This is a genomic window from Streptomyces sp. NPDC002870 (assembly GCF_042888505.1).
Lineage (GTDB): Bacteria > Actinomycetota > Actinomycetes > Streptomycetales > Streptomycetaceae > Streptomyces.
The window spans coordinates 1-14,226 of sequence record NZ_JBIAPW010000004.1 but is presented as its reverse complement, the minus strand read 5'-3'; the positions used below and the strand labels follow the sequence as shown (position 1 = coordinate 14,226).

Genomic DNA, 14,226 nt, shown 5'->3' with positions numbered 1-14,226 from the left:
GCTAGCGGATGAAACGGGCGAATCGGTGCCGCTTTCAGGAGTCAACTGTCCTGAATGTCCCGGCGGTTGACGTGGGGTCAGTCGAGTGATTAGAAATCACACCGCCACGCCCGTGACCTTCCGGTTTTCGGTCGTGGCGCAGTGAGTCAAGCCAGCCGGAAACCTCCGCGCGGGCTCATTCGGCGTGCCCATTTCGCGTACGGCGAATGGGGCGTCGATGCGGAAAGGCATCGAGGTGAAAGTTCCGTACGGGAGATATATCTCCTGTCTGGTGGTATCGGCGGTGGCGGGAACGCTGCTGCCGCAGGTCGCTTATGCGGCGCCGCCTTCGGCGGCAAAGGGTGACGACGACAAGGGGATTGTCGACACCGTCAAGGGCTGGTTCTCGGACGACGACGACAGGGCGTCGGCCAAGCCGCCCGTCGGCGGAAAGCTGGAGATAGCCAGCCGGGAGAAGCTGCCGAAGGGCAAGAAGCTCCCAAAGGCCAAGCGGGTCAAGGAGCTGACGGACCGCCGCACTTCGCAGGCCCGGTTCTGGGAGCTGTCGGACGGCAGGGTGGAGGCCGAGCTGTCGGCCGTGCCGGTCTCATACAGGTCCGGCAAGACGTGGAAGCCGATCGACACCGCGGTGCGCGCCACCGAGGACAAGGGCTTCGACTTCGCCAACACCGCCAACACCGGGCGGAGCTGGTTCGGTTCGGACGCCAGGAAGCTGATGCGTTTCGAGGCGCCGGACGGCCGGTCGGTCAGTCTGGGGCTCGTGGGCGCGAAGGCGCTGAAGCCCGCGGCCAAGGGTGACACGGTCACCTACCCGGACGCGGTCTCCGGTGCGGATCTGCAGTACAAGGTGGGCCGGGGGCAGGTCAAGGAGAACATCGTCCTGGACGCTGCTCCGGCCGGCCCGGTGTCCTTCACGTTCACCCTGAACACCGAGGGCCTGACGCCGAAGGCGCGCAAGGACGGCTCGGTCGCCCTGTTCGGTGAGGCGCCCGGTACTCCGGTGCTGGTGATTCCGGCGCCGTATATGACGGACGCCAAGAAGGACGCGCTGTCGCCGACCGGTGGTACGTACTCCACCAAGGTCAGCCAGAAGCTCACCCGTGACGGGAAGAACTGGAAGCTGACCCTCGCGCCGGACGCCAAGTGGCTTGCGGCGAAGGAGCGTCAGTATCCGGTGGTGATCGACCCGACGATCACCGTCGCGCCGTCGCCGTCGGCCTCGCAGGACACGATGGTCCTGTCCGACCAGGCCGGGGTGAACTTCAACTCCACCTGGAAGCTGTCGGCCGGCAAGACCGACACCGGTATCGCCCGCTCGCTGATCAAGTTCCCGCTGACCGAGATCCCGGCGGGCGTGAAGGTCGACGCCGCGCGGCTGGAGATGTACTACGACCAGTCGCACACCACCAACGGCAACCAGGTCACCATCGAGGCGCACCGGGCCACCGGCGCCTGGGACGAGTCGACGGCGACCTGGACCAACACCAGTGCGCTGCTCGGTGAGCTGTCCGGCACCACCGTCCAGCAGGACGACGGCGATACGGGTACGGCCAAGGTCGGCGAGTGGCCCGGCGGCACCACTACCGGTGGGGCCGCGACCAACGACGACTTCGCGTACAACAAGAACGCGCTCACGGGCGAGTCCTACACCTGGCAGCCGCAGGTCGCGGAGACCGACAGCTACCGGGTGGATGTGCACTACCCGGCCGCGTCGGACGCCGCCACGGCCGCCCCGTACACGGTGAACCACAACGGCGGCACGAAGAACTACACGGTCAACCAGACCGGGACCGGCGGGGTCTGGAAGACGCTGGACGCCGCCGAGCTGAGCTTCGCCAAGGGCAACGCCGGCAAGATCGTGCTCGGTGACACCGGCAGTTCCACCACGCGCACGCTGGCGGACTCGGTCCGGCTGGTGAACCCGGCGCAGATCGTGAAGCCGGTCGGCAAGTACAACCTGTGGCACAAGTTCCCGGTCACCGACACCGTCCAGAAGTGGGTGTCCGGCACCGCCACGAACCACGGCTTCGTGCTCAAGGCCACCGACGAGTCGGGCACCGCACCGACCGGCGGCCCGCGCTACGAGGCGGGCGACGGCAACAGCTACGGCGGCGAGACGTCGACCATCCCGCGGCTGACCGTCACCTACGGCAAGGTCGGCACCGCGCTGAACTCGCCGACCGTGGTGCACGGCACCGGTCCGGAGCTGTCCTGGCCGGCGTACGTCAACACCGGCGGCGCGGCGAACGACGCGATCGCCGAGTACCAGCTGCACCGTTCCACGCAGCAGGTCTTCACGCCGTCCGCGGCGACGCTGATCGCCCCGATCGCGTCGACGACGACCGCCTACACGGACACCACCGCGGTACCGACCCCGGACTCCAGCTCTGCGGAGATCGGCAAGTCGTACTTCTACCAGCTGGCGGTCAAGACCAAGGGCGGTGAACTGCTCGGGTCGCCGACCCGGGTGGTGGGCATCCCCAAGGCCGGCCGCACGATGAAGATCATCCAGGCGGGTCAGACCGACACCACGCTGTCCTCGCAGCAGCCGACCACCAACCAGGACGCCATCCAGTCCTTCAACGTGGGCCAGACCTGGCTGAGCGTCGGCAACAACTCCACCACGTACGGCAAGACGCGCGCGGTGCTGAAGTTCCCCACTACAGGCATCCCCACCACCGCCACGGTGCTGGAGAACAAGATGTACATGTGGGGAGCGGAGACCACCAGCACCACCAACGGTGCGATCTACGAACTCCACGCGCTGACACGGGACTTCACCGAGACCACGGCGACGTGGAACAACGCCAACGCCACCACGCCGTGGACCACGCCCGGCGGCGACATGTCCGCCACCGTCTCGGACACCGTTCCGCAGATCACCGACGAGGTGGGACGGCACTGGTGGGACGCGACCAGCCTGATGCAGTCCTGGGTCAAGACGCCCACGGGCAACAAGGGTGTCGCGGTCAAGCTGAAGGACGAGACCACCACCGGCCCGCAGGAGCGCACGCTGTTCCTGTCGGCGGAGGCCTCCGACCCGCAGCTGCGCCCGTACATGCAGGTCATCTACGTGGACTCGACGACTGAGGACACGTACTACGCGCCGACCACTCCGGCCCGGATGACCCCGAACTCGCAGTACACGGTCGAGTTCACGGTCACCAACACGACCGCGACCGCTTGGGCGGCGGGTGAGCGGCAGCTGTCGTACACCTGGAAGCTCCCCGACGGCACGGACGTCACCACCGGCGGCAACCAGCTCTCGACCGCGATCCCGGCGCTGCTGCCGGGCAAGTCCGCGACGATCCAGGCGCAGGTCAAGACCCCCATCAACTCGGACTCGGGCAACAAGCGCAACGAGTACGTGCTCGGGTGGGACGTCCGCAAGATCTCGGACGGCAGCTGGCTGTCGGCGGGGACGGGCGGCATTCCCTCGCTGAAGCAGAACGTGGCGGTCGAGGACCCGACCTCCAACTCGCTCGGAATGGAGAAGTTCTACTCCTACACCGGCAAGAACACCGGCGCCGGGTCGACGGTCATGAACAACCTGGCCTCGGGCAACAGCGTCTGGTCGTACAACGCCTTCACCAATCCGGGCCGGGGCCTGAGCACCTTCGCCAGGTTCGCGTACAACTCGCTGGACACCAGCGACACTGTCGCCGGTCACGGCTGGTCGTTCCAGGCTGCGGGGCCGATCCGGCTCGGCGCGCCGCTGGACTTCCACCCCAACCCGAACCCGACGGAGATCCGTCTCCCGGACGGTGACGGCACCACGCACGTCTTCAGCAAGCAGCCCGACGGCTCGTGGAAGGCCCCGGCGGGTGTCCACTACAAGGTCACGATGAAGTCGGGCCTGGACTGCAAGCCGACCAAGGACCCGGTCCCTGACGCCTGGACGCTCACCCGCCCCGACGGTACGCGGTTCCTGTTCGGCTGCGACGGCTACATGACCTCCACGGTCGACAAGAACGGCAACACCCAGACGTTCACGTACGAGGAGCGCAAGTCCAACAACAAGCCGACGAAGTTCCTCAAGTACATCACCGACCCGGCCGGTCGGCAGTCGCTGACCGTGACCTACTTCAACAAGGGTGACGCGTCCTACGAGTACATCGACGCCACCGGCGCCAAGGTCACCGGCACCAGCCTGAACAACTCCAAGATCTACGATCACGTGAAGTCCATGACGGACATCTCGGGCCGCAAGATCAACTTCTATTACACCGACAAGGGCCTGCTCGGACAGTTCACCGACGGTGTCGGCTCAAGCCAGCCCAAGGACTTCAAGTTCACCTACGACGCCACGCAGGGGAACAAGAACGTCAAGCTGGTCAAGGCCACCGACCCGCGGGGCAACAACACGCAGCTCGCGTACTACGCGCCGCAGGCGGGCGACGACCCGAAGTACCACTGGTGGACAAAGACGATCACCGACCGTCTGCAGGGCACCACGACCTTCGCGTACAAGCCCGACCCGGCCAACCCGACTTTCGTCGCGGCCAAGGTCACCGACGCCGAGAACCACGTGACGGACTACGTGGCGGACGACTTCGGCCGTCCGGTGCAGAACACCAACGCCAAGTTGCAGACCAGCAAGGTCAGCTGGGACGCGGACAACAACGTCACCTACATGGAGGAGGCGAACGGGGCCAAGACGGCGTACTGCTACGACCAGAAGACGGGCTACCCGCTCTGGCAGCGCGATGCCGAGCAGAACAAGGCCGGCATCCCGGCCCAGAGCGACTGCGCTCCGGGCGTCTACCCGGCCAACGCGCAGAAGTACGAGTACCAACTGCGTCTGGACGGATTCTCGGCCGACCTGTCGGCTAAGACGTCTCCCGAGGGCCGCAGGTGGGAGTTCGTCTACGACGGCTTCGGCAACCTCAAGACGGTCACCGACCCCAAGGGTGTCGCCACCCCGTCCGTCGCCGGTGACTACACCACCTCGTACGAGTACGACGCGTACGGCCAGGTGGCCAAGGTCGTCGACGCCAACGGCAACCCGACCACCAACAGCGACTTCGGCCCGAACGGCTACCCGGCCAAGATCACCGACGCGCTGAGCAAGACGTCCTTGTTCGTCTACGACGAGCGCGGCCAGGTCACCGAGGTGACCGACGCCCTCGGCAAGAAGACCACGCAGACCTACGACGTCTACGGGCGTCCGCTGGTCAAGACGGTGCCGAAGGACCAGAGCGCGGGCGACCTGATCAGCACCCCCGCCCCGGTCTACGACGCCAACGACAACGTCACGACCTCGACGGCGCCCAACGGCGCGGTGTCCACGGCCGTGTACGACGCCGCGGACCAGCTCAAGGAAGCCACGGCACCGAAGTTCACGGCCACCTCAGACGAGCGGAAGTCGACGTTCACGTACGACAAGGTCGGCAACGTCCTGACGACGGTGGAGCCGAAGGGAACGCTGACCACAGCCGACGTGAACGACTACGTGACCACAAACGGCTACGACGAGAACTACCAGCTGACGTCCGTCGTCAACGCGCTCGGTGACAAGGTCAGCTACGCGTACGACAACGTCGGCAACGTCGTCACGGTTGTCGACCCCAAGAAGAACGCAACCGGCGACACCACCGACTACACCAACAAGACCGTCTACGACCTGAACCACCGCGTCACGCAGGTCATGGACGCGGCGGGCAAGACGACCAAGACGTCCTACGACAAGGACTCGCTGGTCGTCGCCAGCACGGACGCCGAGAACAACACCACGCTGGTCACCTATGACGAGCGGGGCCAGAAAACCCAGGTCAAGGTGCCGCACACGGGTACCTCGCCGATCACCTACCGGACGACCAAGTACGAGTACGACCAGGTCGGCAACACCACCAAGACGATCACTCCGCGCGGTGTCGACTCGGCGGCCGCGGACGACTTCGCCGCGCGTACCGAGTACGACGCGCTGAACCGCCCGGTCAAGCAGTTCCAGCCCTACGACCCGGCGGACACCCGCTACAACAAGGCGGACGTCTACACCCAGACGTCCTACGACGACGTGGGCCGGGTCGCCAAGACCTCGGCGCCGCCGTCCGAGGGCCAGACGGTCCGCAACGACACCACCTACGCGTACTTCGACAACGGCTGGACCAAGTCGTCCACGGACCCGTGGGACGTCGTCACCTCGTACGACTACGACGATCTGGGCAAGCAGACCACCCGGACGCTGACCTCGGCGGCCGGTTCGTCCAACCGCACGATGACGTGGTCGTACTTCCCGGACGGGAAGCTGAAGTCGAAGTCCGACGACGGTGTCCCGGTCGGCAGCGCCGTCGTGCTCGTCGACAACTCCGACAGTCAGAACACCTCCGCCACGGGTACCTGGACCAAGGGCGACATCAGCGACCAGCAGGGCTACGACCACCAGGTCCACGCCGCCGGCGCCGGTACCGACGCCTTCACCTGGACTCTCAACGTCCCGAAGGACGGCACCTACACCGCCTACGTCAAGTACCCGAAGGTCACCGGGGCCGCCACGGCGGCGAAGTACACGGTCACCAAGTCCGACGGCACCACGACGGACGTCACCCGTGACCAGAACGCCGGCGCCGGCACCTGGGTCAGCCTCGGCTCGTACGCCCTCACCCAGGGCAACAAGGCCAAGCTCCAGCTGTCCCAGAACAGCGCGGGCGCGGTCGTCGCCGACGGCGTCAGGCTGGTCCGCGACAACTCCGCCGACACGGACGCCGAGAAGCACACCTTCACCTACGGCTACGACGTCAACGGCAACCTCACCTCGATCGACGACACCTCCTCCGGTGCCCGGGTCGACGCCTACACGATCAGCTACACCGGCCTCAACCAGGTCGCGAAGATCAGCGAGGCGCTTGCCGGCCAGGAGAAGAAGGCCACCACCCTCACCTACGACCCCAACGGTCAGACGGAGACGATCGGCCACCCCGACCAGTACTCCGAGTACACCTACGACCTGCGGGAACTGGTCAAGACGGTCTCGATCGGCAAGTCGGCGACGGACGCAGCACCGAAGGTGACGTCCTACACCTACACCGACCGGCGCCTGAAGCTGAAGGAGACGAAGGCCAACGGCAACACGGTCGACTACGCCTACCACCTCGACCGTTCGCTGAAGTCCTCCTCGGAGAAGAAGCCGAACGGGACGCTGGTCTCGTCCCACACCTACGCCTACGACGCCAACGGCAACAAGGCGCAGGACGTGGCGAAGAAGATGAACGCCGACAACCACGCGGCGTACCTCGACTCCACCACGGACTACTCGTACGACCCGGTCAACCGCCTCGCCAAGTCGGTCAAGACGGGCAACGGCGCGGGCACCGAGACCTACGTCCACGACGACAACGCCAACGTCGTCAACCAAACGGTCAAGGGCACCACGACCGGCTTCACCTACGACCGCAACCGCCTGTTGAAGGCAGCGGTCTCCGGCACGGCCGTCAACTACAACTACGACCCGTTCGGCCGCCAGCAATCGGTCACCGCGGGCGGCGAGGTCATCGAGAGGAGTGAGTACGACGGCTTCGACCACGTCGTGAAGTCCGAGAAGATGGACGACGCGGGCGTGCTGAAGGCCACCACGTACACCTTCGACCCGCTGGACCGGACCGCCACCAAGACGACCGACGGCAAGACCACCGAGTTCCAGTACCTGGGCCTCTCCAAGGAGGTGCTGGACGAGAAGGTCGCCGGTGAGCTGACCAAGTCGTACCAGTACAGCCCCTGGGGCGAGCGGCTGTCGCAGGTCAAGCACAACACGGACGGCTCGACGGAGGACGGCTACTACGGCTACAACAGCCACACCGACGTCGAGACGCTGACCGACGGCAACGGCGACACCAAGGCGACCTACGGCTACACCGCCTACGGCAAGGACGACGAGGCCGAGTTCACCGGCATCGACAAGCCCGACGCCGCCGATCCCTCCCAGGAGGCGTACAACCCCTACCGCTACAACGCCAAGCGGTGGGACGCCCAGGCCGGCACGTACGACATGGGCTTCCGGGACTACAACCCGGGCCTGAACCGCTTCACCAGCCGGGACATGTACAACGGTGCCCTGGCCGACATGAAGCTCGGCGCGGACCCCTTCACCGGGAACCGGTACGCGTTCACCGGCGGCAACCCGACCAGCATGGTCGAGCTCGACGGTCACCGGGTCGACGACGGCAGCGGTGGAGGTACCTGCTCCCTCTGCTCCCGTGAGAACACGTTCCTGTACAACCCGTTCGACATGTGCGCCGCGTGCAACTTCGGCATCTACAACAACGCCCACGACACCGCGATCCTGCTGGTGGCCGGCTGGCTGAGGTCGACGCAGCCCGAGGGCGGCGGCGAGGTGACGATGGACCTCCTGCAGTCCGGAGGACTGCGGAATCCGCGGAACGCGATCAGCGGCGGATCGGCCGCGAACCCGGGCCTGAACACTGGTTACGCGGACCTTCTCTACTGGACCGATACGACCGTGTACGTCTGGGACGCCAAGCACGCCGGAGGATCCGCGGAAGCGGGCGGCAAGAAGGATGTCGAGAAGAAGGTCAACGCCCTTCAGAAGCAGCTGAAGGCCAATGGCGACAATCGCACGGTCAAGGCCGGATTCTCGTTCCCCCAGCAGTCCGGTGTGAACTGGAAGAACGGTGCCGAATGGGTGACTGCCTGGCCGTCCGCCAGGTCGTCCTCCGTGATCGCCTACTCGATGAAGAAGATCGAGACGAGGAAGCTCCCGGAGCCGGCAGCGGAGAAGGAGCCCGCGACCAGACCGAGCTGGCTGACCGGTGCGCTGATGATCGGTGCGGGCGTCGTGGTCGGAGCCGTCGCGGCCGCGGACGATGTCACCGGAATCGGTATCGCCGACGACCCGATTCTGTTCCCGGTGGCCGGCGGACTGATCACCGGAGGTGCCTTGGCCTTCGGCTAGCGTAGGAACGTTTGTGGCCCGGGCGGCCCCCTTCCGGGGGCCGTCCGGGCCACGGCATATGGTGGACCGGGTGGCCGATTCGGGCGAGTCAGGAGTTTAGTTGTGGGAACGTCACTGAGAATGCGTCGCGTTACTTCCGACGAGGTGGCGAAGGGCGCGGAATATCTGGAGAGCCAGTTCACGGAAACCCTGGAGGACGAGACATTCCTTCAGGAGTTGGAGACCGGAATCCTCTGCAATCCGGGTGAGGACTGGCAGATGGTCAATGTGCTCCTCACCGGCGAGGACTTCCCGGCGACGGGCGCCGAGTGTCTGCCCGTCCTCGGCGGCGAGCATGTGGCGACGCTGGGCGGTCCTTTCGACGTCCTGCTGGTCCTCAAGCCCGAGTTGGTACGGGCCGCGGCCGAATTCCTCCAGAGAGTGGACACCGACGAGCTGCTGGAACGGAACAAGGGCAAGCTGCGCGTCGTCGGCGGCGCTCCGGACTGGATGGTCAGCCAGCTGGTGGGGCACATCGACGCGATGAGGACGTTCTACCGCGACGCGTCGGCCGCGGGGCATGCGGTGACCAAGCGCGTGTACGGCTGATCGAGGTCAGAACGGCGGGGGGCGTCGGAGTATCCGCCCATGGTGGCGGCGCTCTTCCGCACGTCGCTCAGGCATGCCGTCCAGGCAGCATCAGACAGGGCGGAAGATCTGCGCTGCCCCCTCGGGGGTGGTCGTCACCTCCGGCATACCTCCCCTCTTCGTTCGATACGGCACCCCTGCAACAGTTATCTCATCCTTGAGCCGGGTTAGCGGAATGTGCTGGGTGCGGCCGTCGGCTGGTCCACCGACAAAAGTTATGAGGACCGTTATGGAGCTCGGTTCTATCGAAGGCATCTCCTTGGCAGTTTTGGCATCGTCCGACAAGGAGGGCGAGGATAGGGATGAGGCAGCGGGCGCGACTTCATCCGTTGCCGGGACGCATCCCAAGGCCGGTGTGAGCAGGGCGATGCAGGCCACCGTCTTCAACGCCCATACGTACACGGGGCGTCCATCTCGAGCATGCCGGGTCACAGGCTGCTGCAAGTCCAAGGCAGCGCGGGACTCGGCGTCTCTGTCTTCTTCGTACCTCGCGTCAGTGATCACGCTGGTTCCAGCGCGCAGAACCCCGAATCTGTCACACGCCCCCGCACCGACCGCCACGGACGAGCACTCTCTCCGGCTGCCCCGACTTCGGTACATGGTTCCAAGCGGACGACCTTGAGCCAGCATGTGGCTCCGGACGCCAGGCGATGCGAGTTCGTGTGACCGCGAACCCGGCCCACCACGGGAGGGGCGGCACACAGCCGCCCGGCCGGTGAGTGCGTGCGGGGCCGTTATGAAGCGCGGCCCGCTGGGGCGTCCTTGAGGGAGACGACGAACGACGTCCAGGCGGGGGCCGTGAGGGTGAGGATCGGGCCGTGGGGGAGCTTGGAGTCGCGGACCGGGACGATGCCCGTGTGGGCGTCGCAGACCTCGACGCAGTTGCCGCCGTCGCCGTTGCTGTGGCTGCTCTTGCGCCAGGCGGCCGCGCCGGGGAAGGCCTCGGCGACCTCGACGCAGTCGCCGCCGTCGCCGTTGCTGTAGGTGCTCTTGCGCCAGACGGCGGTGCTCAAGTCAATCCCGTTGCTTGCCATTTCGGTCATCCTCAGCCGCTTCCTCGATCATGGCGAGGGACGCCTCCGGCGGAAGTGCGGCGGCCCTCAGCCGATCGTATGCCTTGCGGTACTGCTTCACGAGGGCCGGATCGTCGATGGTGTCACCGCTGTACTGCGCCTCCGTGTAGACCAGGGGCGGGGCATCCGGGAAGGTCATGATCTTGGCCGTGCCGAGCATGAGGGGATGTGCTCTGCGGTTCCACGGCAGGATCTGTGGAACGATCCGGCGGCGCCTCGCCAGGGCAGCGATCCGCTCCAACTGTTCGGCCGTCTGCTCCGGCGGAAGGATGGGCTGACGAAGCAGCGACTCGGGAAGGATCGCCCAATACTCCGGGGTCTTGTGGTCGTCCTCGAAGAGCCGGGCACGGGCCATCCGCGCGCTGACCTTCTCCTCCACCTCATCCTCGGGCGCCAGCGGGTGCGCCGACCGTACGACCGCCCGTGCGTACGCGTCCGTCTGCAACAGGCCCGGAATCAGCGTCGGACACCACTCGTCGATGGTCTCCGCGTGCTTCTCCGCCTCCAGTACCCGCTCGAAGTAACTGGCGTGACCTCGCCTCTTCGCCTTCCGTACGTCCTCGCAGCGGCGCTTGAAGAAGCCGTCCGTCCCCAGCGCCTTGTCCACGTGATCGGCCAGTTCCGCCGGCATGCGGCGCTCGCCGCGTTCGATCTCGCTGAGGTGGCTGGGGCCGTAGAAGCTGCCATCGACCAGCTGCTGGAGGGTGAGCCCGGCCTCCTCCCGCTTCCAGCGCAACTCCTTGCCGTAGAAGGTGGGGACGCTTGCCGACCCGTCGATGTCCTTGCGCTGTCCCATCGTTCACCGCTCCTGGTGCCGTTACCGCCCGTTTCCCGGCGTATCCCCGGCCGATACCAACCCCGGTGCGCATTACCGCAGTTCACGGCGGGGAGCCCGAACCTCTTTCACGGTACGCGGCACCGCGTCAGGGTGTGAGCAGTTCATCACAGAGCGCACTGGAAGGTGTGACACCCATGCACGACCACCCTGACGTACAGGACTGCGCCGAGGAGCTGCGGGCCGCCCTCGCCGCCCACGGCATCACGCTGCCATCCCTGGGCGTCGACCTGCCGACCTTCGCCGCCCGCTACCGCACCCCGCCCCTCATCGCGCTGGGCAACTGCAACCTGGCCACCGCCCGCGCCCTGGTCGCCGCCCTGCGCAAGGGAGTTGCGTGATGCGACCACCGCTCACCCTGGAACTGCTCGCCACCCCGAAGGCTGTGCCCGAGGTCCGCCGGGCCCTGTGTACGTACATGGGCGGTCCCTGCGCCGACCTCCAGCTGTGCGCCAGCGAGCTGCTCACGAACGTGGTCCGCCATCTCGGGGAGGGCGTCCCCGTGACCGTCCGTGTGGTCTGTGAGCAGGGCCGTACGCGACTGGAGGTCACGGACCCCGACCCCCGGGCCCTGCCTCTCCTGCGCAAGGCCGCTGACGACGACGAGACCGGCCGCGGCCTCGCCCTGCTCGACGCCGTGACGCTGCGGTGGGGCGTGGAGCAGGGTCCCGGCAGCAAGACGGTGTGGTGCGAGATGCAGAGCATTCATGACGGTTCACGAGGAATGGTCGTCGGCGCGATCGGAAGCTGACGCTCAGGAAGCGGTGAAACTCCTGGCAGATGGGGCGCACTTCTGAGGCGGTCGCGCTGTCAGACTCCTCGCCTAGGGTGACGCCGACCTTGGATCACGCAAAGGGAGGGCGGCGCGATGGGTGCCAGCGGATGGGACTACGTAACGGAGCACAAAGGCGGCATTCAGGCGTCGTTGGATGCCTTGCACGCACAGGTCTTCCAGGAGGAGTACGGAGACGGAGCCACGTACCGGAGCCTGGCGGACCTGCACGCCGACCACGAGTTCATGGGACAGGAAGGCACGCATTCGATACTGGACATCGACCGCGTGGTCCACACGACCGATGCCCCGCAACGAGGCAAGGCCAGCGACTACGGCACCCTGCGCCCATTGGCCGCCGATCGCATCGTCCATCACTTCGGCACGAATCGGCCGACTGTGCGGCAGTACGAGAAGGTCCTCGCCGCTGCGCACGGGGCGACCGACCACCAGGAGTACGAGCAGAGTCTGCTCGGGGAGTGCCGCATGAGGTGGACCGGGCTGTATGTCCTGCTGTACGCCGGGAAGGAGCCGACCCACGTGGGCATCTTCGGCTTCTCGGGTGACTAGGGGCATGCCGGGCCGCCCACGGGTCTGCGTGGCGGTGACTCTGTGACTGAGCCCCTGCCTGACGCCACACGCCCCGCCCCGGGCTTCAACCCGGGGCGGGGCGCTACGCGTTGGTGCGTGGTCGACGCTTGGGAGGGGGGTGGGGCACGGCCGACCAACTCCAGTCCCGATGCGGACACGGGACCTTCCCATCCCACCCCTCTTGGACCGCGGGATCTCAAAGGCTCTCAGACCGGTCATAACGACTTGGACGGTAACACCTGGCTTCGACAATGGATCCGGAGCCGTCCTGACATGCCCGGCCGCCCCGACGGCGAGGCCGCCAGGGGGATTCGTCCGAAAGGTCCGGCGGCTCGCGTTTCGGCGTCGTTCTGATATAGAACCGGCCCACCTCGCCGTGCCGACATCGGCCGTCGCGTCTTCCCCATCACCCTGAAGGGTTACTTCGTGCTGCCCTCGTCCCGTAACTTCTCCGCCGCTCTGGCTGCCACCGGCGCGATATTCCTGGCCACGGCCTGCGGGCACCAGGGCCAGGACGCCCCGGCTGCGGATGCTGCCGCGGCCACCGCCACGAGCGTGACGTCGGACGCGCCCGCCTCGCCGAGCGGTTCAGCCTCCGCCTCGGCGTCGCCTTCCCCCTCCAACTCCGCCTCCGCCTCTGCGAAGCCGTCCGGCAGCGCGAAGCCGGCGCCCAGCGGCTCCAGCGCCACCGGGAGCGGCGGTGCGGGGACGGCTCAGGCGGCCCCGACGGCCCACACGCCGAACTTTCCCGTCCGCGTCGACGTGGGCAATGCGACCCAGCTCATCACAGTGAAGGCCAGCGGCTCGTACGCCACCGTCACCGCCTGGGCCAAGGGTTCGTCCGGCTGGAAGTCCGTCATCTCCGACAGCGGCCGCGTCGGATCGAACGGTGTTGTCGACGGCGCCACCCGCAGGCAGAGCACCTACACCACGCCGTCGGGCACCTACACCATCACCGAGGGCTTCGGCGTCGAGTCCAGCGGCACGAGCATGCCGTACACGCGGGTCAACTCCAGCCACTGGTGGGTCCAGGACCCCGAGTCGAAGTTCTACAACCAGATGCACACCGAGGCGGGGGCCGACTTCCCGCTCACCGAGAGCGGCGAGCGGGGCAGTGAGCACCTCATCAACTACCCGACGCAGTACGCCAAGGCCCTGGTCATCAACTTCAACCGCTGGCCGGCCACGCCGGGCCGCGGAGCCGGGATCTTCCTGCACGTCAACGGCAAGGGTGCGACGGCGGGTTGCGTGTCTGTGCCGCGCGCCACGATGGACCGGATCATGGGCTGGATCAAGCCCGGCGCGCAGCCCCGCATCGCCATCGGCTGATTCGAAAATCCCCCGGTCTCGTGTCTGTAGCCGCCGGTCAGGCAGCTCCTTCTGTTTGGAGGGTCACTTGGTAGCCGAGTTGGTTGAGCTG

Annotated in this window: 9 protein-coding genes; 6 read left to right on the top strand and 3 right to left on the bottom strand. The window is 66.7% G+C overall.

Annotation, left to right across the window (positions count from 1 at the left end; translation table 11 throughout):
• Positions 1–217 precede the first annotated feature (217 nt).
• On the top strand, positions 218–8,908 hold the full coding sequence (locus tag ACFYWY_RS06665) for a DNRLRE domain-containing protein (protein ID WP_389180750.1): 8,691 nt from the start codon (positions 218–220) through the stop codon (positions 8,906–8,908).
• A gap of 120 nt (positions 8,909–9,028) precedes the next feature.
• Positions 9,029–9,496: a DUF1877 family protein gene (locus ACFYWY_RS06660; RefSeq protein WP_389180747.1), complete on the top strand. Its 468-nt coding sequence runs from the start codon at positions 9,029–9,031 to the stop codon at positions 9,494–9,496.
• 773 nt (positions 9,497–10,269) lie between these two features.
• Here the strand turns inward: ACFYWY_RS06660 and ACFYWY_RS06655 are convergent.
• Together ACFYWY_RS06655 and ACFYWY_RS06650 are read right to left on the bottom strand one after the other, a co-directional pair.
• On the bottom strand, positions 10,270–10,569 hold the full coding sequence (locus tag ACFYWY_RS06655) for a DUF397 domain-containing protein (RefSeq protein WP_389180745.1): 300 nt from the start codon (positions 10,567–10,569) through the stop codon (positions 10,270–10,272).
• Positions 10,550–11,404: a helix-turn-helix domain-containing protein gene (locus ACFYWY_RS06650; RefSeq protein ID WP_389180742.1), complete on the bottom strand. Its 855-nt coding sequence runs from the start codon at positions 11,402–11,404 to the stop codon at positions 10,550–10,552. Before ACFYWY_RS06650 ends, ACFYWY_RS06655 begins: the two co-directional genes overlap by 20 nt.
• Positions 11,405–11,580: 176 nt before the next feature.
• Here ACFYWY_RS06650 and ACFYWY_RS06645 point away from each other — a divergent pair, with 176 nt between their 5' ends.
• The 3 genes from ACFYWY_RS06645 to ACFYWY_RS06635 all read left to right on the top strand — a co-directional run bounded on the left by ACFYWY_RS06645 (position 11,581) and on the right by ACFYWY_RS06635 (position 12,785).
• A complete protein-coding gene (locus tag ACFYWY_RS06645; protein WP_389180739.1) occupies positions 11,581–11,784 on the top strand; it encodes a hypothetical protein in 204 nt (67 codons plus the stop codon).
• Positions 11,784–12,194, top strand: a complete 411-nt coding sequence (locus ACFYWY_RS06640) for an ATP-binding protein (RefSeq protein ID WP_389180736.1) — start codon at positions 11,784–11,786, stop codon at positions 12,192–12,194. The genes ACFYWY_RS06645 and ACFYWY_RS06640 overlap by 1 nt, the downstream gene beginning before the upstream one ends.
• Positions 12,195–12,311: 117 nt before the next feature.
• Complete coding sequence (locus ACFYWY_RS06635) at positions 12,312–12,785, top strand: hypothetical protein (RefSeq protein WP_389180733.1); 474 nt, start codon at positions 12,312–12,314, stop codon at positions 12,783–12,785.
• A gap of 440 nt (positions 12,786–13,225) precedes the next feature.
• On the opposite strand, the gene ACFYWY_RS06630 is transcribed toward ACFYWY_RS06635, so the two are convergent.
• Entirely contained in the window at positions 13,226–13,495 is a 270-nt protein-coding gene (locus ACFYWY_RS06630) for a hypothetical protein (protein ID WP_389180730.1), read from the bottom strand.
• A gap of 73 nt (positions 13,496–13,568) precedes the next feature.
• Here ACFYWY_RS06630 and ACFYWY_RS06625 point away from each other — a divergent pair, with 73 nt between their 5' ends.
• Positions 13,569–14,135, top strand: a complete 567-nt coding sequence (locus tag ACFYWY_RS06625; protein ID WP_389180727.1) for a L,D-transpeptidase — start codon at positions 13,569–13,571, stop codon at positions 14,133–14,135.
• The last annotated feature ends 91 nt before the right edge of the window (positions 14,136–14,226 follow it).

Excerpts from the sequence above, each read along its gene's own strand:
- ACFYWY_RS06660 (WP_389180747.1), top strand. The coding sequence starts at position 9,029 with ATGCGTCGCGTTACTTCCGACGAGGTGGCGAAGGGCGCGGAATATCTG.
- ACFYWY_RS06640 (WP_389180736.1), top strand. The coding sequence starts at position 11,784 with ATGCGACCACCGCTCACCCTGGAACTGCTCGCCACCCCGAAGGCTGTG.
- ACFYWY_RS06665 (WP_389180750.1), top strand. The coding sequence starts at position 218 with ATGCGGAAAGGCATCGAGGTGAAAGTTCCGTACGGGAGATATATCTCC.
- ACFYWY_RS06650 (WP_389180742.1), bottom strand. The coding sequence starts at position 11,404 with ATGGGACAGCGCAAGGACATCGACGGGTCGGCAAGCGTCCCCACCTTC.
- ACFYWY_RS06645 (WP_389180739.1), top strand. The coding sequence starts at position 11,581 with ATGCACGACCACCCTGACGTACAGGACTGCGCCGAGGAGCTGCGGGCC.
- ACFYWY_RS06655 (WP_389180745.1), bottom strand. The coding sequence starts at position 10,569 with ATGGCAAGCAACGGGATTGACTTGAGCACCGCCGTCTGGCGCAAGAGC.
- ACFYWY_RS06635 (WP_389180733.1), top strand. The coding sequence starts at position 12,312 with ATGGGTGCCAGCGGATGGGACTACGTAACGGAGCACAAAGGCGGCATT.